This is a genomic window from Mycobacterium sp. IDUB_37 (genome assembly GCF_055419245.1).
The window spans coordinates 98,367-122,612 of the sequence record NZ_JBVAXG010000011.1 but is presented as its reverse complement, the minus strand read 5'-3'; the positions used below and the strand labels follow the sequence as shown (position 1 = coordinate 122,612).

The following is a 24,246-nucleotide window of genomic DNA, read 5'->3' as shown; positions in this document are numbered from 1 at the left end:
TCATTGCGACGAGCTACATCCACGCACGAAACGCCCGGATGTCGCACCTCGCACTTACAGTGGCGGCTGTGTTTGTCATTGACGGCAGCATCGTCTACAGCGCTTCGGATCTCGCGTCAGCGGCCCGGTGCGAGTACGCGCTGCTCAGGGGGTTCGACGCCCGGCTGGGTCGTGGTCCCAACGTCACCGTCGACGACGAGTTGCTCGCTCGGACTTCGGTTCTGGGCGATGAGCATGAAGCTCGCCGGCTCGCCCGACTACGCGACGAGTTCGGCGACCAAGTCGCGGTCATCGGTCGCCCCGCTTACACCCACGCAGGCCTGACAGCCGCCGCCGAAGCCACCCGGCGCGCCATCGCCAACCGGGCTCCGGTGGTATATCAGGCCGCCATGTTCGACGGCCGGTTTCTCGGGTTCGCCGACTTCCTGATCCGCGACGGCGAGTCCTATCGAGTCACCGATACCAAGCTGGCTCGTTCGGCCAAGGTCACCGCGCTGCTGCAACTGGCCGCCTACGCCGACACCTTGGCGGGCGCGGGAGTGCCGGTGGCGCCGGAGGCCGAGCTTGAACTCGGCGACGGAAAGATCGTGCGCTACCGCGTCGCCGACCTGATCCCGGTCTACCGGTCTCAGCGTGCTCACCTGCAGCATCTGCTCGACGAGCACCACGCCGCCGGCGTGGCGGTGCGCTGGGAGGACGAAGGCGTGCAGGCCTGCTTCCGCTGCCCGCTGTGCGCAGAGCAGTTGCGGGCGGCCGACGACCTGCTGCTGATCGCCGGTCTGCGTGTCACCCAGCGCGAGAAGCTGGTCGCCGCCGGCATCACCACTATCGGCGAGCTGGCCGCACACAGCGGGCCGGTGGCCAACATGAGCCCCAGCGTGCTGAGCAAGCTGACAGCACAGGCCACACTGCAACTGCGGCAACGGGATACCGGCACACCACAGTTCGAGGTCGCCGACCCGCAGCCGCTGGCACTGCTGCCGGAGCCGGACGCGGGCGACTTGTTCTTCGACTTCGAAGGCGACCCGCTGTGGACTACGGACGGCAAAGACTGGGGCCTGGAATACCTGTTCGGCGTGTTGGAGACCGGTCCTGCGGGAGCCTTCCGTCCGTTGTGGGCGCACGACCGCCTCGGCGAGCGCAAGGCGCTGCAGCAGTTCCTGGCGATGGTGGCCAAGCGGCGCCGGCGCTACCCCAATATGCACATCTATCACTACGCGCCCTACGAGAAGACCGCGTTGCTGCGGCTGGCCGGGCGCTACGGCGTCGGCGAGGACGACGTCGATGACCTACTGCGCAACGGGGTCCTGGTCGATCTGTATCCGTTGGTACGCAAGAGCCTTCGGGTGGGCGCGGAGTCGTTCAGCCTGAAAGCGCTGGAACCGTTGTACATGGGTAACCAGCTGCGCTCCGGCGACGTGACCACCGCCACCGCGTCGATCACCTCGTATGCGCGCTACTGCGAGCTGCTAGCCGAAGGCCGCAACGACGAGGCCGACGCGGTGCTGAAGGAGATCGCCGACTACAACCACTACGACTGCCTGTCGACCCGCAAGCTGCGGGACTGGTTGATGATTCTGGCGTGGGAATCCGGCGTCACACCGGTTGGCGTTCAACCGGTTCCCAAGAGCGACACCATCAAAGACCACGATCAGCTCGCGGCGACCCTGGGGAAGTTCGCCGGCGACGCCGCTGCCGGGGATCGCACCCCGCAACAGGTGGCCGTCGCCATGGTCGCCTCGGCCCGCGGATACCACCAACGCGAGGACAAACCGTTCTGGTGGTCGCACTTCGACCGACTGAATTATCCCGTCGAGGAATGGTCGGACAATTCCGATGTCTTCATCGGCGGCGCCGAGGTCACCGTCGATTGGCACAGGCCGCCGCGCGCACGCAAGTTGCAGCGGCGCATCCGGCTGACCGGTGAACTGGCGCGCGGAGAGCTGCACGGCAGGATGTACGCCCTCTACGAACCGCCCGCTCCGGCAGGCATGACCGACGACCCCGACCGACGGGCGGCGGCACAGGTCGACGTGGCCGAAGTCGACGATCCCAGCCTGCCCGCCGAGGTCGTCGTCGTCGAACGAACCGGCGCTGACGGCAACACCTTTCACCAGTTGCCGTTTGCGCTGACACCGGGACCACCGGTGGCGACGAAGGCGTTGCGCGAGTCGATCGCATCGACCGCGCAGGCGGTGGCTGGAGGGTTGCCGGAACTGCCCCGCACGGCTCTCATCGATGTGCTGTTGCGCAATGCACCCCGCACTCGAGGCGCGGTCACGCTGCCGCGCAGCGGCGACGCCGTTGCCGACATCACGGCGGCGACGCTGAGCCTGGACTCGTCCTACCTGGCGGTGCACGGGCCGCCCGGGACCGGCAAGACGCACACCGCCGCCCGGGTGATTGGGCGATTGATCACCGACCACGCCTGGCGCATCGGTGTTGTCGCGCAGTCGCACGCCGCGGTGGAGAACGTGTTGGACTGTGTGATCGATGCCGGACTGGATCCGGCCCGAGTGGCTAAGAAGCGCAACGATCATGCCTCGCCGCGCTGGCAGGAGATCGAATCGGACGGCTATCCGGCATTCATCGCCGACACCCCGGGATGCGTGATCGGTGGCACGGCCTGGGATTTCGCCAACAGCAATCGGGTGTCACCGGGCAGCCTCGATCTGCTGGTGATCGATGAGGCCGGCCAGTTCTGCCTGGCCAACACCATTGCGGTGGCGCAGGCGGCCGGCAACCTGCTGCTGCTCGGGGACCCGCAGCAGTTGCCGCAGGTCAGTCAGGGCACCCACCCCGAACCCGTCGACATCTCCGCGCTGGAATGGCTCGTCGATGGTCAGCGCACGCTGCCCGACGAGCGGGGCTACTTTCTGGACCGCTCCTACCGCATGCATCCGGACGTGTGCGCCGCAGTCTCGGCGCTGTCCTACGAGGGCCGCCTGCATTCGGTCACCGAGTGCACCGCCGCCCGTCGACTGGCCGGGTATCAGCCGGGCCTACAGGTGCTTTCCGTCCGGCACCAAGGCAACTCGATTGAGAGCCCCGAGGAGGCCGCGGCGATCGTGGCCGAGATCCAGGGGATGATCGGCCGGTCCTGGACCGACGAGCATGGCACCAGGGCGCTGACCGCCAACGATGTGTTGGTGCTGGCGCCGTACAACGCGCAGGTGGCGCTGCTCCGGCAAGAATTGTCGGCGGCCCGCCTCGACAAGGTGCGGGTCGGCACCGTCGATAAGTTCCAGGGCGGGCAGGCACCCGTCGTCTTCATCTCGATGACGGCGTCTTCGGTCGACGAGGTCCCGCGTGGAATCTCGTTCCTGCTCAACCGGAACCGGCTCAACGTCGCGATCAGCCGAGCGCAGTATGCGGCGGTGATCGTGCGATCGGAGTTACTGACCCAGTACCTGCCGGCGACACCGACCGGGTTGGTGGACCTGGGCGCGTTCCTGAGCCTTACTTCTCAGGATCGTCCCCCGCGATAGCCAGACCCCAACCGGCGATCGCCGATTCCCCCCGTGCCGAACTAACCGGCTACGGCACAGCTTATCGGGCGCGATTCTGCCACCATTTATGAGGCGAAATCATTCGTTTTGTGGACACCATTTGCGCAATGGGGATAGGGTCTTCAAGTCTTGCGATCCGGATCAGGTGTCGTCAGCTCGCTGAAAAGCCTCGAAAGAGGCGGAGCCACCTTCCTACAATAGCGTCAAATTGACGCGGCTGACAAATCTACAGTGACCGGTCCAAGCTAACCAGAGTCATCCTGAGCAGCGATTTTACATACCTTTCGCCTCGTTTTGAACGCAATAGGCGAACCAGGTTTGGTCGCTTAATTTTGCCGTAACAGGGCTGGGGCGATTTGTGCTGAAAACGCGTCGCTTTTCAGCCCAAGGACACTAGGCTCCGATTATGTTCAGGTGGCGCGTGTCGGGTCGCGCCATCCATCCATGCAATTCGTGCCTCCGGGGGAAGGGGTCAAAGGCATGACCAATTCGGCAATGGCTGGTCACATCGGGAATGGGTCGATGGCCGATTACGCCCAGCGGCTCCGTGCGGTCGGCCTGCGCGTGACCCGCCCGCGTATCGCGGTCCTCCACGCCGTACAGACGAATCCGCATTCCGACACCGAAACGATCATCCGAGCGGTACGCGACTGCCTACCGTATGGGTCCCGACAGACCGTGTACGACATACTGCATGCACTGACCGACGTGGGCTTGCTGCGACGGATTCAGCCCTCGGGTTCAGTCGGGCGCTACGAGACTCGGGTGGGCGACAACCACCATCATGTGGTCTGCCGGTCCTGCGGGGCGATTGCCGATGTCGACTGTGCCGTCGGCCAGACACCCTGCTTGACCGCTTCCGACGTCAACGGCTTTCAACTCGAAGAGGCTGAGGTCTTCTACTGGGGCCGATGTCCAGACTGCGCGACATCAGGCGCGTCGCAAATCGACGGCGATCACAGCCCCACCATGGACGAACTTTCCGACGACATGCTTTGCCCGAGTGAGACCAGCCTCCTGTCACCAAGCAACGACCGCCCAGTTTCGACGCCAGCGCCGACTCCGGAGGAATGGCTTGCCCCGGCGCTACTCACACCAGTAACCGTGGTGAAGGCAGCGAGAATAGGGTCAGGCGGCTTGGGGGCTAGCGCCGGGTGGGCCCGCCATGATGTTGCTGATGCAACATTCGGAGGTGGAGGGGTCAGAACAAACTTTCCGTCGCGCGCTGGGTCAACACGGACATGAGATGAGCTGTCCACCCCGAACTCTGAGGTGACTCAACAACGGATCCCACTCCAACACAATGGGATTCGAGCGCAAAACCCTTCACCGCGCCTGAAGATGCCGCACAGCCTTTGACCCGTCCTTCATCAGCGAAATGTGGCGTCTCGGGCCGAAACTGTCTGCACCAGTTGCCAAGCCGCCTACTTCTCACCCAAACGGGGTCAGGCCGAAGCCTCTTGCTGTACTTTTGCACCCATGCGTTTCGCCGTCGCGATCGTGTCACCTACCTCCCACTACGACATCAGCGGCGGAGCTTTTAATGAGGTTGCCGAGGCACTGCATCATGGCCTTCTGGCGCTCGGCCATGACTCGGTGCAGACGAATCGTCTCGACCTCGACGATCGCCGCACCATCGTGCTCGGTGGAAATCTGCTCGTCCAGTACGCCTTGAAGCCGCCGAAGAACCCGATCTTCTACAACCTCGAGCAACTGGGTGATGACCTGCCGTGGATGACGATGCCCGAATTCGTCGACCTTTTCCGGCGCTACCCGACCTGGGACTACAGCCAAGCCAACATCGAGTACCTCGCTGCCCTGGGCTTGCCCCGGCCCACCTACGTTCCGATCGGATACGTCCCCGAGCTAACGCGGATCGACCCAACCCAAGAGGACATCGACGTACTGTTCTACGGCGCGCTCAACGGGCGCCGCTACGCCGTTCTCAGGGAACTGCACGAACGCGGTCTTCGGGTCAAATGGCTATCGGGCGCCTACGGCGCGAGCCGCGATGCCTGGATCGCACGCTCGAAGATCGTACTCAACCTGCACTACTGGGAAGCGAAGATCTTTGCGATCGTGCGTGTTTCCTACTTGCTCGCCAACAGGCGCGCGGTGGTCTCCGAAGACAGTGCCGATCCGACATTGGAGCGCGACCTGACGTCTGGCATCGCGTTCGCGGACTACGACGAACTTGTCGATCGCTGTGTAGAACTCGTCGGCGACGAGCGCGCGCGAACCGAGATCGCCGAGCGCGGCTACCAGGCTTTCGCCGCGCGCGACCAGGCCGCCATCCTGGAGGGGGCGCTGTCGGAAAGCCTCAAGATCGTTGCGCGGGAGGACCTTGGCCTCGATGTCCGCCTAGAAAGCAAAACCCACAGCGCAGAGCTCAGCGACCGTCAGCTCTTCACCTACAACCTGTTCAAGCATAAGGCCGCGCAGGAGCGAGATTGGTTGCTGGCCAACATCAATCGCAACCCCGACGATGCGCGATCGGTCTTTTTCCTCGCCGAGACCTACTGCCGCATGGAGGATTTCGTCAATGGACGCCGTTGGTGTGCACGGCGGGTCGAGATGGGCGGCTGCGACGAGGAGGTCTACTGGGCGATGTACCGGCTCGCGGAGTCGATGTCGAACCTTGGTGAGCCGTGGCCAGATGTTCAAGAGGTTTACCTCGATGCATGGAAGTTTCGACCGACCCGCGCCGAGGCCTTGCACGCCGTCGCCGTTCGGTGCCGCAACGAGCAGCGCTACAAGATCGCGTACCGGTTTGCCCGGCGTGCCGCCGAAATCCCCTTTCCCGACGAGGATCTCTTTGTCCCCAGACACGCGGACATCTACGCTTGGCGCGCAACCGATGAGCAGGCGGTGTGCGCATCCCAGATCGGTGAGCACGCCGAGGCGTTCACGCTGTGCCGCCGCCTGCTGGCCCGCCCCGACCTTCCTGGCCCTGATCGACAACGGATCGCGGCCAACCGCGACTTCTCGGTACCGACCATGCTCGAGGCGGCCGCACCGTACCCCCAAACTGTAGTGAAAACGCTGGCGTCCACCGGTGAGCCCGAAGTCACCGTCAGCCTGGTCGCCGGACCAGACCGCGACACCACCGAGCAAACACTCAACTCGTTTCTGAACTGCTGCCTCGATGTATCGCGGGTCGGTCGCTTCTTGGTGCTCGATACCGGTCTATCCACCTCCGACCGCACCAAGCTGCGCCAACGCTATAAGTTTCTCGAGTTCGCGCGTCGCAGATCCGGCGACAAGCCCGCCCCCGTGCTGGCCCAACTACGCGCGCAGATCGATGCACGGTTCTGGCTGCATCTGGGCGCGGGCTGGCGGTTCTTCGCTCCCGAGCACTACATCACCCGCCTGACCGCGGTGCTCGACGGCGAACCGCAGGTCTTTCAGGTGGGCATCAACTTCGCTGACGCGGCCAAACTCAACGGTTCCAGCGCCGCTGAGCCGGAGGTGCTCCGCGCACCCCACACCGGCCGCTACCTGCTCACCGACGTAATGGCCACCGGCCCAGCGATGTTCGACACCGAACGCCTGGATCGGTCCCGCAGTGCGCTCGCCGTTGCCGGGCGGCGCACCGCCAGTCTCGACGAAGTGCTGTGCATCTCTTGTCTGTACCTGTAGATCTACCTGGGCTTCGTCCCAGCCCGTCGCGGCATGTCTTGAGGTTAGGTGAGGATACTTAAGACAACCCTCACCCCAATGGTGAAGGCTAGTGCACGTGTTGCGTTTTCAGGGGGCGAGCAAAACCGGTTCCAGAACCGGGAAGTCAGATATAAAGAAGGTCGCTTCACGAGAAGTGGTGATTGGCTTGGACTTCGGTTGGTAGGTCAACGGTTGCTAGCTGCGACGGTGCGGAGTTCCCTGCCTGGGCACTGCAAGGGAGTGGCAGGAATGCGGCCGTGAGCAACGCACGTATGAATCCGATCGCTGTCATCGGCATGGCGTGCCGGCTTCCTGGAGGCATCGATTCGCCGGAGCTGTTGTGGGAGGCGCTACTTCGCGGCGACGACCTGGTCACCGAGATTCCCGCCGACCGCTGGGACGCTGACGCATACTACGACCCCGAGCCCGGTGTGCGGGGTCGATCGGTGTCGCGGTGGGGCGGGTTCCTCGACGACATAGCGGGCTTCGATTCCGAGTTCTTCGGGATCAGCGAGCGGGAGGCAACCGCGATCGACCCACAGCACCGCTTGCTGCTCGAAACCTCCTGGGAGGCGGTGGAGCACGCCGGTCTGGCGCCGAAATCGTTGGCCGGCTCCCTGACAGGTGTGTTCGTCGGATTGGCCCACGATGACTACGTACCCGTCACTGGCGACGCGGGGGCGCTGGGCGATGCATACGCGTTCACCGGCACCGCGTTCAGCATGGCATCTGGGCGGGTCGCCTACGCGATGGGGCTGCATGGTCCTGCCGTCACCGTGGACACCGCGTGCTCGTCAGGCCTGCTGGCCGTACACATGGCTTGCCGCAGTCTGCAGGACGGCGAGAGCAACCTTGCCTTGGCGGGCGGTTGCTCGGTGATGCTGGAACCGCGCACGTCCGCGTCCGCTTCCGGGCTCGGCATGCTCTCCCCGACAGGACGGTGCCGGACCTTCGACGTCGCCGCCGACGGGTTCGTACGTTCCGAGGGTTGCGCCGTGATGGTACTCAAACGGTTGCTGCCCGCGCTGGCCGATGGTGACCGGATCCTCGCGGTATTGCGCGGCACAGCGGCCAACCAAGACGGTCGCAGCGGCAACATCTTGACGCCGTCGTCGGACGCGCACGAGGTGGTGTATCGGGCGGCGTTGGCGACCGCAAGGGTGGATGCCGGCACCGTCGGCATGGTTGAGGCGCACGGCACCGGTACCCCGGTCGGTGACCCTGTCGAATTCAACAGCCTGGCAAGGGTTTACGGCATGAGCGGGAACGCCTGTGCGCTCGGATCGGTCAAGAGCAATTTGGGACATACCGAGTCCGCGGCTGGCGCAGTGGGGTTGATGAAGGCGATCCTCGCGCTGCGGCACGGTGCGGTACCGCCGATGGTGCATTTCACCCACCTGCCTGATCAACTTACCCAAATCGAGACGAAACTCTTTGTACCGCAAGAAATTACGCCGTGGCCCAGCACCGGTAACCAAGCACCCCGGCGGGCGGCGGTGTCGTCGTTCGGAATGTCGGGAACGAATGTGCACGCCATTGTCGAGCAAGCTCCGGAGACCGTTGCCCGGGAGAGCGGGACAGCCAGATCCGGTATGGCCTCCCCACTGATGTTTGCGCTGTCGTCGACCTCCGCCGACGGGTTGCGGCAAACCGCGCGCCGGATCGGCGACTGGGTGGATGAACGCCGAGACTCAATTGTGTTGCGGGATCTGGCCTATACGTTGGCGCGCCGCCGGGCCCATCGGCCGGTGCGCACTGGGGTCATCGCCGCTGACCTGGAGGAACTGATCGAGGGGTTGCGTCAGGTCGCGCAGGGGGAACTTCCGCATCAGAGCGCGGTGGGCCACGACGACCGGGGTCCGGTTTGGGTGTTCTCGGGGCATGGTTCCCAGTGGGCGGCGATGGGTGCCGACCTGCTCGCCAATGAACCGGTGTTCGCCGCCACCGTCGCGGCGGTCGAACCGCTGATTGCCGTCGAGTCCGGGTTCTCGGTCACCGATGCGATGAAGGCGCCGCAGACCGCGACCGGCATCGACCAGGTGCAGCCGACCTTGTTCGCCATGCAAGTGGCGCTAGCGGCCACGATGAAGTCCTACGGGGTCACCCCGGGCGCCGTGATCGGCCACTCCATGGGGGAGGTGTCGGCCGCCGTCGTCACGGGAGCGTTGTCGCTGGAGGACGGGGTGCGCGTCATTTGTCGCCGTTCCCGGCTGTGCGCCAGACTCGCCGGCACCGGCGCGATGGCGTCGGTGGAACTGCCGGCTCGGCAGGTGCGTGCGGAACTGGTGGCTCGCGGCGTCACCGACGTCGTGGTCTCGGTGGTGGCCTCTCCGCAGGCCACGGTGATCGGCGGCGCCACCCAGCCGGTTCGCGATCTCGTCGCAGCATGGGAGCAGCGGGAGGTGATGGCCCGGGAGGTCGCCGTAGATGTGGCGTCGCACTCTCCGCAGGTCGATCCGATCCTCGACGAGCTTTCCGAGGCGTTGGCCGAGGTAGCCCCGATGGCACCGCAGGTTCCGTTCTACTCCGCAACCCTGCTCGACCAATGTGATCGGCCGGTGTGTGATGCCGGCTACTGGGTGGACAATCTGCGTCAGACGGTGCGGTTCGGCGCTGCGGCGCAGGCTGCGATGGAGGACGGGTACCGGGTATTCGCGGAGCTGGCGCCACATCCGCTGCTGACCCACGCCGTCCAGCAGACCGCCGCAAGCCTCGACATGACGGTTGCCGTCATGGCGGCAATGCGGCGCGAGCAACCGCTGCCGCACGGGCTGCGTAGCCTGCTGGCGGATTTGCACAGCGCAGGCGCCGCCGTGGACTTCTCGGTGCCCTATCCCGGTGGGCTGCTGGTAGATGCACCGCTGCCGGCGTGGACGCACCGCCGCCTGCTTCTCGCGCCGGATCGCCGTGCGCACGAGGCGAATACCGTTTCGGTGCATCCGCTGCTGGGCGCGCATGTGCCGCTGCCGGAGGAGCCGCAGCGCCACGCCTGGCATGCCGATGTAGGCACCGCGGCGCTGCCCTGGTTGAACGATCACCGGATCCATGATGTGGCCGCGCTTCCAGGGGCCGCCTACTGCGAGATGGCACGGGCCGCAGCGCGCATGGTGCTCGGCGAAGGGTCAGAGGTCCGCGATATCCGCTTCGAGCAGATGCTGCTGCTCGAAGACAAGAACCCGGTATTCGCCCTCGCATCGGTGACATCGCCGGGCGTCGTCGACTTCGTGGTGGAGACCTTCGGAGAAGGTGAGCGGGTTCGGCGGGCCGTGGCGGTGCTGCACGCGGTAGACCGTCAGGACCAACCACCGGCGTACGACATCGCCGCTCTGCTGGCAGCGTATTCGTTCGACTTGGACTGGCCCGAACTCAGGCAGTGGTTCGACGACCACGGTGTGCACCATGGGCCTGCTTTCACCGGTGCGACGGCCGCGCACGCTGCCGACAGCATGGTCAGCACAATACTGGCGGACGTCGCGCTGTCTGGTTCGATTCGCTCAGAACAGACCGGCGATGGGATTCACCCCGCCCTGCTGGATGCCTGTATCCAGACCGTGTACGCCCACCCCGCCGTCCAGGGCAGCCGCGATCTGCTGCTGCCGTTGGGCGTACGACGCCTACGGGCCTACTCGCCTGCCCGCAACGCTCGCTACTGCCACACGACGGTCACCAATGCCGACGCTGCCGGGGTCGAAGCCGATCTGGATGTACTCGATGAGCACGGCACTGTGCTGCTTGCTGTGCGGGGGTTGCGACTGGGAACCGGGGTCACCGAGCACACAAGCCGCGATCGTCTGCTTAGCGAGCGGCTGCTGACCATCGAATGGCAGCAGCAAGAGTTGCCCGAGGGGGATCGTGCCGACGCCGGAACATGGCTGCTGATAAGCGCTTCCGCCAATGCCGATGCGGTAGCTGCCGACCTTGCCGACGCGTTGAAGCTCCAAGGTGCGCAATGCACGGCCATGAGCTGGCCGCAGCATGCCGACCAGGATGCGAATGCCGAGCGGCTGCGTGATCGGCTCGGTTCCAGCGGGTGCACCGGCGTGGTTGTGCTCATCGGTCCGCGTGACGGCAACTCGGATGAAAAGTGCGCGCTGCGCGGCGCTGAGTGCGTCCGGCATATGGTGCGCATCGCCCGCGAGCTGCCCGAGATCGCGGGGGAATCGCCGCGGCTGTGTGTCGTGACCACGAACGCGCATGCCGTGCTGGCCGATGATCTCATCGATCTCGAGCAGGGCGGGCTCCGCGGGCTGCTGCGGGTGATCGGCGCCGAGCATCCGCACCTGCGCACCACCCAGATCGACATTGACGAGCAGACCGACGCCGAGCGGGTCGCGCGCCAACTCCTGGCCGGCTCAGACGACGACGACACCGCCTGGCGACACGGGGTGTGGTTCACCGCGCGCCTGCTCCCCACTGCGCTGCGCCCCGAGGAACGGCGAACCACCGTCGTTGACCACGAGCACGATGGTGTGCGCCTGCGGATTCGCACCCCTGGTGATCCGCAGACGATGGAGTTTGTCGCGTTCGACCGGGTCCCGCCAGGGCCGGGCCAGCTCGAGGTCGCAGTCAGCGCATCCAGCATCAACTTCGCCGATGTGCTGGTCGCGTTCGGCAGGTACCCCAGCTTCGAGGGACACCTGCCTCAGCTGGGCATCGATTTCGCGGGCGTCGTGACCGCGGTCGGGCCAGACGTCACCGATCACCGAGTCGGCGACCGCGTCGGGGGCATGTCCTCCGACGGCTGCTGGGGCACATTCGTCACCTGTGACGCCCGCCTGGCCGCGACGTTGCCGCCGGGCCTAACCGATGCCCAGGCCGCTGCCGTTACCACCGCCTACGCGACCGCCTGGTACGGCCTGCAGGATTTGGCCAGAATCAGGGCCGGCGACAAGGTGCTGATCCACTCCGCGACAGGCGGCGTGGGACAGGCGGCGATCGCTATCGCGCGTGCCGCAGGAGCGACGATCTTCGCCACAGCCGGCAGCGCACAACGACGAATGGTGTTGCACAGCATGGGCATTGAGCACGTCTACGATTCGCGCAGCGTCGAGTTTGCCGAGCAGATCCGGCGAGACACCGACGGCTACGGCGTGGATATCGTGCTTAATTCCGCGACCGGCGCAGCGCAGCTTGCCGGGGTCAAACTGCTCGCGATGGGCGGACAGTTCGTCGAGATCGGGAAGCGTGACATCTACGGCGACAGCAAGCTGGGGCTCTTCCCGTTCCGTCGCAACCTGTCGTTTCACGCTGTCGACTTGGCATTGCTATCGGTCACCCACCCCGCTCAAGTCCGCGAGTTGTTGAAAACCGTGTACCTGTTGACCGCCGACGGCTCGCTGCCGATGCCGCAAAGCACCCACTACCCGTTTGCCGAGGCGGCCGACGCGATTCGGGTAATGAGCGCGGCTGAACACACCGGCAAACTCGTCCTCGACATCCCGCACACGGGGTCCAGCAGCGTGGTGCTTACCCCGGAACAAGCTGAGGTCTTCCGTGGCGACGGTTCCTACATCGTCACCGGCGGCCTGGGTGGCCTCGGGCTGTACCTTGCCGAGAAGATGGCTGAAGCCGGCTGCGGGCGGATCGTGCTCACCTCGCGCTCCGCTCCCGACCAGAAGGCGCTGGCGACAATCGAGCTCATTCGGGCGACCGGATCCGAGATCGTGGTCGAATGCGGCGACATCGCCCAATCGGGGCTGGCCGATCAGTTGGTTTCTGTGGCCACTGCCACCGGGCTTCCGCTGCGCGGTGTGCTGCACGCGGCGGCCGTAGTCGAGGACGCCATCCTGAGCAACATCACCGACGAGCTGATCGACCGCGACTGGGCGCCCAAGGTCTACGGTGCCTGGCACCTGCACCAGGCCTTGCAGAAGATGGAAGCCGGACCGGCACTTGACTGGTTCTGCTTGTTCTCCTCGTCGGCGGCCCTGCTGGGCTCGCCGGGTCAGGGCGCCTACGCGGCAGCCAACAGCTGGCTAGACGCCTTTACCTACTGGCGACGTGCTCAAGGTCTGCCGGCCACCGCGATTGCATGGGGCGCGTGGGCCGACATCGGCCGTGCCGCAGCACTGGCGGAAAGTGGTGACACCACAATGATCACTCCCGAAGACGGCGCCTACGCGTTCGACGTCTTGCTGCGCCACGACCGCGGGTACACCGGCTATGTGCCGGTCATTGGTTCCCCCTGGTTGACTGCGCTCGCGCAACGCAGTCGCTTTGCTGAGAGGTTCCAGCCCGGAGAGCAAAACCGTTCAGGCACAACCGAATTCCGCAGAGAGCTCGATGAGCTCCCGCAGGACGAGTGGCCACCCCGACTTCGGCGTCTGATTTCCGAGCAAGTCGGCCTGATTCTGCGTCGCACGGTCGATCTGGATCGTCTGCTCTTCGAGTACGGCCTCGACTCGCTGGGCAATCTCGAACTGCGCACCCGCATCGAGAGCGAAACGGGAATACGCATCAACCCCACGGGCATCACCACCGTGCGAGGTTTGGCTGAGCACCTGTGCGACGCGCTGACGGCACAGATCCGACCGGAAATATAGGAACGAAAGTGTTTGCCGTAGGGACAGTGGCATTCGGGTCGATCTACGATCCGGCGGCCTCCCCTGGCTCTGTCGTCTCGTGGGCCCCGTCCCCCGCATCGCTCGCTAAAGCTAGGCAAGCGCCAATAAGTGCGGTGCCGGCCAGCGACATGCAAGCCGAACTCCTGCAAGCCTTTCGCGGAAATGCGTCCCAAGGCCGCGAGATACCACGACTACTCATCGTCTCCTGGGACATAGCCGGTCAATGTGATATCCGTGCCATGGCGTTCGCCATCAACGCGCACCTTCGACGCCACGACACGTATCACAGCTGGTTCGAATACACGGATGCCGGCCAGACTATCCGGCACACCATCTCCGACCCCATCGATATCGAGCTGGTCCCGACAGTTCACGGCACAATGACACCGGCGCAATGGCGCGACCATATCCTGGCCACCCCGGATCCGCTGCAGTGGGATTGTTTCCGCTTCATGCTTATTCAGCGCTCAGACCACTTCACATTCTTCGTGTGTTTCGATCATCTTCACAGCGACATGATGTCGCTGTGCGTGGCATTCACCGAAATTCACACGATGTATGCCGACCTGGTGGATGGCCAACGACCTGTCCGACTGGCGGAGGCTGGCAGCTACGACGACTACTGCGTCCGGCAGCAGGCATCCATCGCTGCATTGACGATGGAGTCCCCGCAGATACGACAGTGGGTCGAGTTTGCTGAGAACAACAGCGGAACCCTTCCGGGCTTCCCGCTGCCACTCGGCGACGAGTTGGCGCCCGCTGATCAGATGAGCGCCCAGTTGATGAACGAGCGACAGACGGCCGAGTTCGAATCCGCTTGCATCGCAGCGGGTGCCAGGTTCAGCGGTGGCGTCTTCGCCTGCGAAGCTCTAGCGGAATATGAATTGACGGGGGCCGAAACCTATTACGGACTTACTTCCGCCGAAACTCGCCGCACCCCCGCGGACTTCATGGCGACTGGTTGGTTCACCGGCCACGTTCCGCTCACCGTCCCGGTCATCGCGTCGTCTTTCGCCGATACCGTCAATGCCGCGCAGACATCTTTTGATTCATGCAAAGACCTGGCCAATGTGCCGTTCCGCGTCGCACTGGAGTTGGCGCCCTGGCTGAGTTGGCCTCGACGGCACCACCTTCCGATGCTGTTTTATTTCGATGCCAGCGTTCCGCCCCTTTCCGCGCTCTTCGGTCGTCAATCGGACGGGTTGAATGTCAAGATGTACTTCAGCGCGGTTGCGGCCGAATTCAACATTCGTGTTCTTCGGCTTGAAAACGCGACTCACGTGATGGTGCGGTTCCCGGACAACCCGGTCGCCCGCGACTCAGTCACCCGCTATATAGCGGCGCTGAAATCTGTATATGCCCGCGTCGCCGATGCCCACGGCGCGATGTCAACCCAGGACACCGGCGGAGTTGGTTGAAAATTTAGGTCAAGATTCGCTGGCGTGAAGTTCGTCGGGTGACCCGCCAACACCGCCGCATCGGTGAGAGCAGGCGCGAGCCCGATCGTTTCGATCGCCTTTGAGAAATCCACCTCTGAGTGCTGCCTCGACCGCCACGTCTGGCCGCGCGACGGTTAGCTGGTAAGGCGAAATTATGCTTTGCCGATACCTCGGGCGCGTCATCATGAGCCGATTACGCCCACCCACAAGCTGTCGCCAGATACAATTCACCGTGCCCGGACCGAAGACCGCGCCCCCGGCGATCTGCCTAAACATGATCGTGCGCAACGATGCACACATCGTTGCGAGGACACTCGACTCGGTCGCGACATATATCAGCTCGTGGGTGATCGTAGACACTGGCTCCGACGACGGGACCCAGGACTTAATCACAAATTACATGGCCCGTCTTGGCATCCCCGGGAAGCTTTACGAACGGCCATGGCGCAACTTCGGCCAGAACCGCAGCGACGCACTGAATCTCGCCCACGGTCACGGCGACTACATCTTGGCCATCGACGCCGACGATGTCCTCATCGGCACACCCGACTTCACCCAACTGAGCGCCGACGCCTACGCGCTGCGCAACCGACAAGCCGGCTACCGACAGGCCGACACAATCAGCTGGCGTACACAGTTGTTCCGCGACGGGTTGCGCTGGCGCTATGAGGGTGTCGTATGCGAGACCCCCACGTGCGATGACCAGTACGTCACTGCACGCGTGCAAGGCGAATACCACATCGAATACCGTCGATTCGGTACCCCCAGCCAGGATTCGCAGAAGTATGCGCGCGACGCCGCGATGCTGCTTGACGAGGTGCAACGCAACCCTGAGGATCCCCAATCAGTCATCTTGCTAGCCCAGAGCTACTTCGTTCGGGGTGACTTCGCCAACGCGCGCAAGTGGTACGGGCGGCGGCTCGAGATGGGCATCTTGAGCTCGACCGAGGAAGTCTTCATCGCGATGTTCCGGGTCGCGCTGGCGATGACGTTTCTCGGCGAGCCGTGGCCGGATATTCAAGACGCATTCCTGCGGGCTTGGGTATTCCGACCGACCCGTGCCGAGCCGCTGTATCAAATCGCCGTTCACTACCGAACCGAGAAGAAATGGCTGCTCGGCTATCTGTTCGCCCAGCAAAGCGCCCAAATCCCTTTCCCGGTAGACGATTTGATGGTAGACGCAGACGTCTACGCTTGGGACGCCCTCGCAGAGCAGGCGGTGTGCGCGTCCTGGATCGGCAAGCATGCCGAAGCGTTCAAGCTGTGTCAGGGTTTGCTGGCGCGCCCTGATATCCCCGATGGACGTCGACGCGCCGTTGCCGGCCACCGCGATCTCTCGGTGCCGGCGATGATCGAGGCGGCGTCGTCTTACCCTGCTTCGCTGATGGGCAGCATGGTGGCGGGTGCCAGCGACGCCGAGGTCACCATCACCCTGCTCGCCGGGCCGGATCAAGAAGCCACCGAGCAGACACTCAACTCCTTTCTGCACTGCTGCACCGATCTGTCACGGGTCGGCGGGCGCTTCCTGGTGCTTGATGCCGGCCTATCCGCCTCCGACCGCACGAGGCTGGCTGAGCTTTATGGGTTTATCGAGTTTGCCGATTGCGACCCCGTCGACGGGCCCGACGCGGCGCTTGGGCGGCTCCGCAAGCACATCAACGGACGGTTTTGGCTGCATCTGGGCCAAGGCTGGCGATTCTTTGCCCCCGAGGATTACCTCACCCGGCTGAGTGCGGTCCTTGACGCCGAACCGCAGGTGTTTCAGGTGGGCATCAACTTCGCCGATGCGATCGAGCCGACCCGCACCTGCGCCGTCGCGGAGGTAGTGCGCCGCGCACCCGACGCGGGCCGCTACGTGTTGAGCGATGAGGTGGCAACCGGCCCGGCAATGTTCGACGCCACACGGCTGGATCAAGCCGGCGGTGTCGACGGCACCGACCCCGATCCGATCGCCGAACTCGGACGCCGGGCGGCCGCGGCAGGTCTGCGTACCGCCAGCCTCGATGACGTCCTCTGTCAAGGACCAAGCGCTTCGGTTGTGACGACCCGCGTGGAGGTCGCGCCACCGCTTACTTCCTCCGCGTCAGCAACAATTCGCAATCCTCCCCCGCTCATTCTCGCGGGACATTCACATCTGCTGGCCTTAGCCGGACAACGCGTCTTCGCCAGACCGTTGGAGCTGATACCTGACTCGCGCGGCGAAGACACATTTATCATGGCGGGCCCGTCCCCTGACATGACCTACTGGGATACCCTCGCGGATCGCGGGACGGGCGCGGATGTCGGCATCATCTGGGGCGGTAACGAACACAATGTTTGCTATTTCTTCGAGGCAGAACCGCGGTTCGACTTCCTTTCGGCGCAGGTAAGCAAGATGAACCCATCGGCGCAGATCATGCCGAGGGCCGCCATCCGGCACCGCTTCCAGCAGAGTTTGAATGACCTCGACCAGGTATTGGATCGGCTGACGACCGCTGAGTTGAATCGCATTGCACTTATCGGCACGCCGCCACCGAAGGGCGACAATGAGGCGCTACGCGACTTTGCGCAGCGGGAAGAATTCTTCGTGAGCGCAGCGGCGCGCTTCGGGCAGTCCGTGGCGACCCTCCCTATCACCGATCCCTATGTGCGATTGAAGCTTTGGTATCTGCTGCAGGACATGCAGGCCGAGAAGGCCCGCAGTCGGGGGGTGACGTTCATCCCTGTTCCCAAGGACGTTCAGGATGCCGACGGCTTCCTGAAGCGTGAGTTCTGGTTTAGCGATGTGACCCATGCAAACGAAGCCTATGGCGACATCATTTTCGAGACCGTCGCCCAGGCCTTCAGATAGGCGACAAATGGTGCAGCACCCCTACAACGACCAACCAGACCGGGCTTTCTGGTCGCGCTCCGTCGCGCGCAACTGGTCGCCGATGGATTTGATCACGGCGAAAGAACCGATCCTGAGGGCCGACAGCCGGGTTATGTCAGCGGGAAGTTGCTTTGCCGCGAACATCGTGCCGCATCTGGAAGCCGCCGGGTATCGCTACGTCCGGACTGAGAGGGCCGAGGCGAACGACCGATTCGGTTACGAACTGTATTCGGCAGCCTACGGAAACATTTACACGCCAAGGCAATGGCTTCAGCTCCTCGACCGAGCCGAGGGGCGGTTCCAACCGCGCGAAGATCGCTGGACGACGGCAGACGCCGTCATCGATCCGTTCCGACCAGGTTTGCCTTTTCCGGCCGAATCTGACGAGGAATTCGATCTCCTGACCCGCTCCCACCTCGATCGGGTGCTGTCCGCGATCGTGGAATGCAACCTCTTCATCTTCACTCTCGGGCTGACGGAAAGTTGGGTCTCGAGCCTCGATGGCGCGGTCTTTCCCTCCTGCCCCGGAACAATCGCCGGTACCTTCGATCCCGACAGACACCAGTTCGTCAACTTCACGGTCAGCGAGGTCGCGGCCGACATCCTGGGCTTCGTCGACCGGATGCGGGCCATTCGACCGAGGTTGAGGATTGTGCTGACGGTATCGCCTGTGCCACTGGTGGCGACCGCCACCGGCGACCACGTCTATACCGCGACCGTGTACAGCAAGTCCGTACTGCGTGCCGCCGCCGGGGAGGCGGTCGTCGCACGGCCGGATGTCCACTATTTTCCCGCCTATGAAATCGTCACCGGCCCCGGGTCAGAGACCCACTTTGCCGACGACCGCCGTACGGTGACGGTTGACGCTGTCAAGACGGTAGTGGATGCAATTCTGAGCCGCAGCGAACCTGCCGCACCCGGCGGCGGCGGCGCTCAAGACCGCAGCCGTGCGTTGGCGCAATTGTCGCGTCAACTTGCGGAGCGCGAATGCGAAGAGGTCATGAACGACACCAGATAGCTAAATTATCTGGTGAACGCCGACCGAACCGGAGCCCAGGAGCGCCGTAGCCGCGCTGAAGGGATGCAAAACTTGACCACTAAATGAGGCCAACTCGGGGCTCAAGCCGCTTCTGCTCGGGCGGCAATCCCTGAGCGCGAGTTGGAATGGGCCTGCCGAGCGCCTGCAGAGCGGAAATCATAATATCTTTCCAGCATCCAACCGAAAGGGTGCTCCAATCCGAGTTCTGCCCAGAAAATCTGTCAATGTAACCCTTCAGCAGATTTTCCCCGACCACCTCGCACTGCCCGACCAGGTGTCCCTGATCCGGTCCAGCGACGGCAATCCAGAGCAGCGCCGCCTTTGGATTGTAACGACGCATCAAGCTGATGACGGGCAACACCTCGAACTCGTCCAGCGGAGCGGCCTTTCTCAGGAGAACAAAGATTTTTTCTCCATCCTCGAGATCTTCTCTGAAGAGTCGCACCAGCATTTTTACTCGGGCCAGTTCCTTGCGACGTACAGCGTCGACGTCCGGATTCTGATCGGTCAAAACGAAGGTATGGAAAGCTAAATCGAGACCGAGGTACTTACCGTGATATTCCCCGGTCCAGAATGGTTCAATGATTAATTTTTCTTCATCGGTAAGTTCCGAGAAATCGCCGCACAAACATTGAATCAGATCATGCAACCAAATGTTACAGAATCTGAACAGTCCTAAAGGCTCGGCCTCGCACTGCCTTTGCACCAATCCAAATTCGCAGTCCTGTCCCATGCTTTGGAACTTGGAAGCAATCTTCTTCCAGTCGGGGACTGAGACGTGCGCACGCCAATCGCTCGACTCGAACTGACCAGTGCTTCCACGCCAGCCCATCGATTCGTCGGCCTCCGTCGCGGGCAACAGAACGGCCTCGTAAACCGCGATTGCCAGCTCGCGGGAATCTGGCGAAATCCCATATTCCTGCGGGCTCCCCGCATCCGGATGGACGAATAAGATCGCTAGCTTCTCGGAGACCACCGCCTTCGCGGAGATACGAAAGCCAATCCAGCTGGGCAGTGCGATCTTGACATCGGCGACTACCTCGGCTCCGCACACGACAGTGCAGCGTTGGGAGCTGATCCCGCCATTTGCCAGGTACGGCGTGACCCGCAATATGACAATGAAATCGGCAGCGCTGCTCTCCGCCGGCATCGGTAAGGCGAGCACGCTGAATCCGCCCGTCATCCAGCGGGCAGCAGCTTCTTGGACTGACCAGCCCGGGCCGATTACTTCCTCGCTGTGGCCGGTTGCGGCAAAAGAAATCCGCCTTCCAAGTCTGGGTAGAACAGAATTATTTTCAAATATCTGCATCTTCCCGCCTTCAGTCACTTTCTTTCGTTTTTCTTGGCTGCTGTCGGATGATCCCCGAAGCCAACCGGGTCAATTTGCAAGCCACCAGGCTGTCGTTCATCTTAGGCACCCGCGACCCGTATTCGCCGGGAGTCGTGCGCTGGTGCGGCGACCAACGGCCGAGCGAGGTCATATCCGACGGGCTCACAGAGCCCCACTGCGGCCGGCCAGCAACAGCGAGAAGGCCGCGTCGTCCTCGACTCCGCCTTCCACGAACAGTTCCGCCACGACCGGACTCCGCCCACGGCGCGCCGGATTGACGAGCAAATCAGCGAGGTCGAGCGCGGCGTCGAGGACACGCGCCGGTCAGACGATCTCGCCGGAATCGGCAGAAAGTTTATTCGGCGACGAAAGCGACCGCATTGCTCAGCACATTAGACGCCCACAAGCTGGTCTACTGAGCAGTGCGTCGACAAGAGTTCGGAGTCGACTTGTTCAACTACTTTCCGATAAGCGTCTCAACCAGGCCGGCGCCAAGTTTCAGCTTGTCCGACGCCAAAATGAGCAGCGTAGATCGACCTGGACCAACGGATCTGCGATGCCCCGAATTTCGCGGAACTCATCAACCGCCTTGCGGCAGTATGTCCATCTGTCCTCGCCATAGTCATCGATGATGACGAATCCACCGATCGACAGCTTGTCATAAAGTGCTGTCAGCGCATCCATTGTCGACGAATAATAATCCCCGTCCAACCGCATCACGGCAAGGCGGTCGATCGAGGCGGTGCTCAACGTCTCGTTGAACCAGCCGGGCAGAAAATGGACCTGATCGTCAAGGAGACCGAACGCTTCAAAATTGCGCTTGACCAGATCAAGCGGTGCCGCGAAGTGGTCGTACGCCTTCATGACCGCGCCGCCGTAGGACTTCGCCTCGATCGGGAATTCGTCAGCGGACGGTTCTGGCAGCCCCTCGAACGAGTCGGCAACCCACACTTTCCGGGCTGTGTCGTCGAATACTTTCAAGAGTGCACGCATAAGAATCGTCGCCCCGCCGCGCCAAACACCGGTCTCGATCAGGTCGCCGGGGACCCCGTCTGTGGCAACCTGCGTGACGCAGTCGTCAATGTTCTGCAACCTCGCCATGGGCAGCATGGTTATCGCTGGCGAACGAATGTAATGCTTAAGGAAGGCCGCGACGAACCTGTGCTCTTCCTCGTTTATGTCGGGCTCTTCCTGAAAAAGTGTGTTCGTGAGAACCTTTTTGAGGAGATCAATATAGAGAACGTCCATCCAGCGCTCATTCCTTCCGGAGTGGAGGTCGGCAGTTTGCGGCTCTTCGATTTTGGCGCGGGCAATCAGTTTGATAACTGGGTTGCGGCCCGCAATTTGCAGGCGCAGTGGAATCGTATCCGACGGGCTGAGTTCACGCGGTTCCGGAATCCAAATGCGTTAACCACTCACCGAGGTCTACTCCAGCCACACGACGGTACGCCGGCCGCGACGTTGCTCGCGGTCACTGCGTGGACCACCCGCGTCCGTCGACCCAGCGCTCGACACGCCATGCCATACACCTGGCAACCCGAACAACAATGTCGTACCGTCGGTCACGGCCCTTGGTCCCCTTCCGCCGCCTGAATGCTCGCAACTTTCAGAGCATCAGGAGTTTTTCGTTGAATGAGAGAAACAACGCTGTACTGGCTGCCTGAATGTACGGACTTTCGAGCACGGGCGCGGTCACTGCTAGTTGCCGAAGTACCGCCCCCCTGGGGGGATTTGGTAGCGCTCGCCAACCATGATCTGGATTTCGTCCAGACCAATACGCTGGATCAGATTCTCGCAAAGCATTATGGAGCGGGGGCCGCACCTCCCACGGTTAAGAGCTTGCGGGTGGCCATACTCGGCTCTTCGACCGTTGCACAACTGCACGCGGGTCTTCGCGTGGCCGCCCTCCGCCGCGGCCTGCACGTGCTCACATACGAGACGGAGTACGGCCAATACCGGCAAGAACTGCTGGACGTCGACTCGCGTCTTCATCGCTTCCGCCCGCAGGTCGTTCTCTTCGCACTAGACGCTTACCATCTCACGCAGGGCCTGCGGCCCGGGCTTGACGAACCGCAGGTCGCAGGCGTGTTAGAACAGGTCCTTGCGTCCATCCGGGAATGCTGGTCTTTGGCAAAAGAAGCCTTCAACTGCGGCGTTCTTCAGCAAACAGCGCTCCCTGTCTGGCAGGATCTCATGGGCAGCAACGAGCACCGACTCCCAGGTTCACGAGCGCAGTTTCTGGATCAATTGAACCTCCACTTGCAGGCCGCTGCGGACGCCGGCGGTGCACACCTTGTCGCAATCGACCGCCGCGTCCGGCAGGACGGTCTTGATGCCTGGCATGATGTGGCGCTTTGGCACCGAAGCAAACAGGAAATCAAATTGTCCGCGGCTCCTCTATATGGAGAATCGGTAGCGCGTGTCCTCGGCGCCCAGCTGGGACTCTCCGCAAAGTGCTTGGTGCTCGATCTCGACAATACGATCTGGGGTGGCGTCGTTGGTGACGACGGACTGGAAGGGATTGTGTTGGGCCAAGGAAGCGCCTTGGGGGAAGCCTTTCTCAGCCTGCAAAATTATGCGATGGACCTCTCCGGCCGCGGAGTGATACTTGCAGTGTGTTCCAAGAACGACGAACACGTTGCAATGGATGCCTTCGAACGCCACCCTGAGATGATTTTGACTCGCAAGCAGGTAGCGACTTTTGTCGCCAATTGGGACGACAAGGCGACCAACCTGCGCCGTATTGCCGCGGCCCTCAACATTGGTCTCGATTCACTGGTGTTCGTCGACGACAACCCATTTGAGCGAAGTTTGGTCCGGCAGGAACTGCCGATGGTGGCTGTCCCGGAGGTTCCCGAGGATCCCGCGCTGGTATCACGGTGCATTGCGGATGCCGGATATTTCGAATCTCTCGCCATCACCCCGGAAGACCGCGAACGGACCCAGCAGTACTTCGATAACCGCGAACGCGCCCAGGCGCAGAGCGCTGCCACAGACATGGAGGGCTATTTACGGAGCCTCGAGATGCGCTTGCAGTGGCGGAAATTCGACAAAGTCAACCTGCAGCGGACGGTTCAGTTGATCAATAAGACAAACCAGTTCAACCTCACCACCCGACGGTATTCCGAAGACGAAATACTCGCAGTAATGGAAGACCCGGATGCATTTGGGATCTACCTACGCTTACTCGATCGCTTTGGTGACAATGGCATTATCAGCGTCGTGATCGGCAAGCGTGTTGCCGAGGCGGTACTGCTCGATACCTGGCTAATGAGCTGTCGCGTCTTTGGTCGCCAAGTTGAACATGCGACGCTCAATGTTGTCAGCGAAGAGGCTCGACGGCTCGGGGTCCGGCGCATCGTCGGTGAGTATCACCCGACTGCAAAGAACAGTATAGTCAAGGATCTCTACCCGAAATTAGGCTTCGCTTCCCTCGCCGAGGACGTAGCCGGAAATGGCAAATTCGAACTATTACTTAATGACTTTGTCCCGAGCAAGACCCACATCACAATCGAAAGACACAAACTATGACGGACGAGGAGATTTACGAGCAGCTAACGGAGATCATCCGTGACGTGCTCCTGAACTTTGATCTGGTGCTAAGACCCGATCTCACCGCAGGGGAAGTCGAGGGATGGGATTCGTACAAAATGATAGAAATAATTCTGGCGGTCGAGAGCCATTTTGGACTGAAGGTGAAGTCCAAGGAACTCGATGAACTGGAAAACGTCGGTGACCTCGTCGCGCTAATTCGGAAGGCGAAGTCGGCAGCCAGTAACTGAGTCGTTCGATACTGGCGAACACCGCTGGTGGGCCGGCCTACCGAAGCGCCGCGGTGGGCGGCGGCGGCGGCAA

11 protein-coding genes and 1 pseudogene are annotated in these 24,246 nt (G+C 62.7%); 9 read left to right on the top strand and 3 right to left on the bottom strand.

Annotation, left to right across the window (positions count from 1 at the left end; all coding sequences use genetic code 11):
- The first annotated feature begins 68 nt into the window (after nt 1-68).
- From ACZY1I_RS27835 to ACZY1I_RS27805, 7 genes and pseudogenes are all read left to right on the top strand, one after another.
- On the top strand, nt 69-3,488 hold the full coding sequence (locus ACZY1I_RS27835; RefSeq protein WP_463760154.1) for a TM0106 family RecB-like putative nuclease: 3,420 nt from the start codon (nt 69-71) through the stop codon (nt 3,486-3,488).
- A 543-nt stretch (nt 3,489-4,031) separates the two neighbouring features.
- Nucleotides 4,032-4,472, top strand: a pseudogene (locus ACZY1I_RS27830) (Fur family transcriptional regulator); the annotation flags it as partial.
- 516 nt (nt 4,473-4,988) lie between these two features.
- On the top strand, nt 4,989-7,148 hold the full coding sequence (locus ACZY1I_RS27825; protein ID WP_463760151.1) for a hypothetical protein: 2,160 nt from the start codon (nt 4,989-4,991) through the stop codon (nt 7,146-7,148).
- 293 nt (nt 7,149-7,441) lie between these two features.
- Entirely contained in the window at nt 7,442-13,711 is a 6,270-nt protein-coding gene (gene pks2, locus ACZY1I_RS27820) for a sulfolipid-1 biosynthesis phthioceranic/hydroxyphthioceranic acid synthase (protein ID WP_463760394.1), read from the top strand.
- A 134-nt stretch (nt 13,712-13,845) separates the two neighbouring features.
- On the top strand, nt 13,846-15,150 hold the full coding sequence (locus ACZY1I_RS27815; protein ID WP_463760148.1) for a condensation domain-containing protein: 1,305 nt from the start codon (nt 13,846-13,848) through the stop codon (nt 15,148-15,150).
- 295 nt (nt 15,151-15,445) lie between these two features.
- The gene (locus ACZY1I_RS27810; RefSeq protein ID WP_463760146.1) at nt 15,446-18,001 is read left to right on the top strand and encodes a glycosyltransferase; all 2,556 of its coding nucleotides are present in this window, start codon (nt 15,446-15,448) and stop codon (nt 17,999-18,001) included.
- Nucleotides 18,002-18,008: 7 nt separating this feature from the next.
- Nucleotides 18,009-19,040, top strand: coding sequence for a GSCFA domain-containing protein (locus tag ACZY1I_RS27805; protein ID WP_463760144.1), 1,032 nt, complete (start codon nt 18,009-18,011; stop codon nt 19,038-19,040).
- A gap of 79 nt (nt 19,041-19,119) precedes the next feature.
- Here ACZY1I_RS27805 and ACZY1I_RS27800 read toward each other — a convergent pair whose 3' ends face one another.
- From ACZY1I_RS27800 to ACZY1I_RS27790, 3 genes are all read right to left on the bottom strand, one after another.
- Entirely contained in the window at nt 19,120-20,388 is a 1,269-nt protein-coding gene (locus ACZY1I_RS27800; protein ID WP_463760141.1) for a hypothetical protein, read from the bottom strand.
- Nucleotides 20,389-20,553: 165 nt separating this feature from the next.
- Nucleotides 20,554-20,676, bottom strand: a complete 123-nt coding sequence (locus ACZY1I_RS27795) for a hypothetical protein (protein WP_463760139.1) — start codon at nt 20,674-20,676, stop codon at nt 20,554-20,556.
- A gap of 213 nt (nt 20,677-20,889) precedes the next feature.
- Entirely contained in the window at nt 20,890-21,639 is a 750-nt protein-coding gene (locus ACZY1I_RS27790) for a TylF/MycF/NovP-related O-methyltransferase (RefSeq protein ID WP_463760137.1), read from the bottom strand.
- 384 nt (nt 21,640-22,023) lie between these two features.
- Between ACZY1I_RS27790 and ACZY1I_RS27785 the strand changes: the two genes are divergently transcribed.
- Together ACZY1I_RS27785 and ACZY1I_RS27780 are read left to right on the top strand one after the other, a co-directional pair.
- Nucleotides 22,024-23,922: an HAD-IIIC family phosphatase gene (locus ACZY1I_RS27785; RefSeq protein WP_463760135.1), complete on the top strand. Its 1,899-nt coding sequence runs from the start codon at nt 22,024-22,026 to the stop codon at nt 23,920-23,922.
- Nucleotides 23,919-24,173, top strand: coding sequence for an acyl carrier protein (locus tag ACZY1I_RS27780; RefSeq protein WP_463760133.1), 255 nt, complete (start codon nt 23,919-23,921; stop codon nt 24,171-24,173). The genes ACZY1I_RS27785 and ACZY1I_RS27780 overlap by 4 nt, the downstream gene beginning before the upstream one ends.
- Nucleotides 24,174-24,246: the final 73 nt, after the last annotated feature.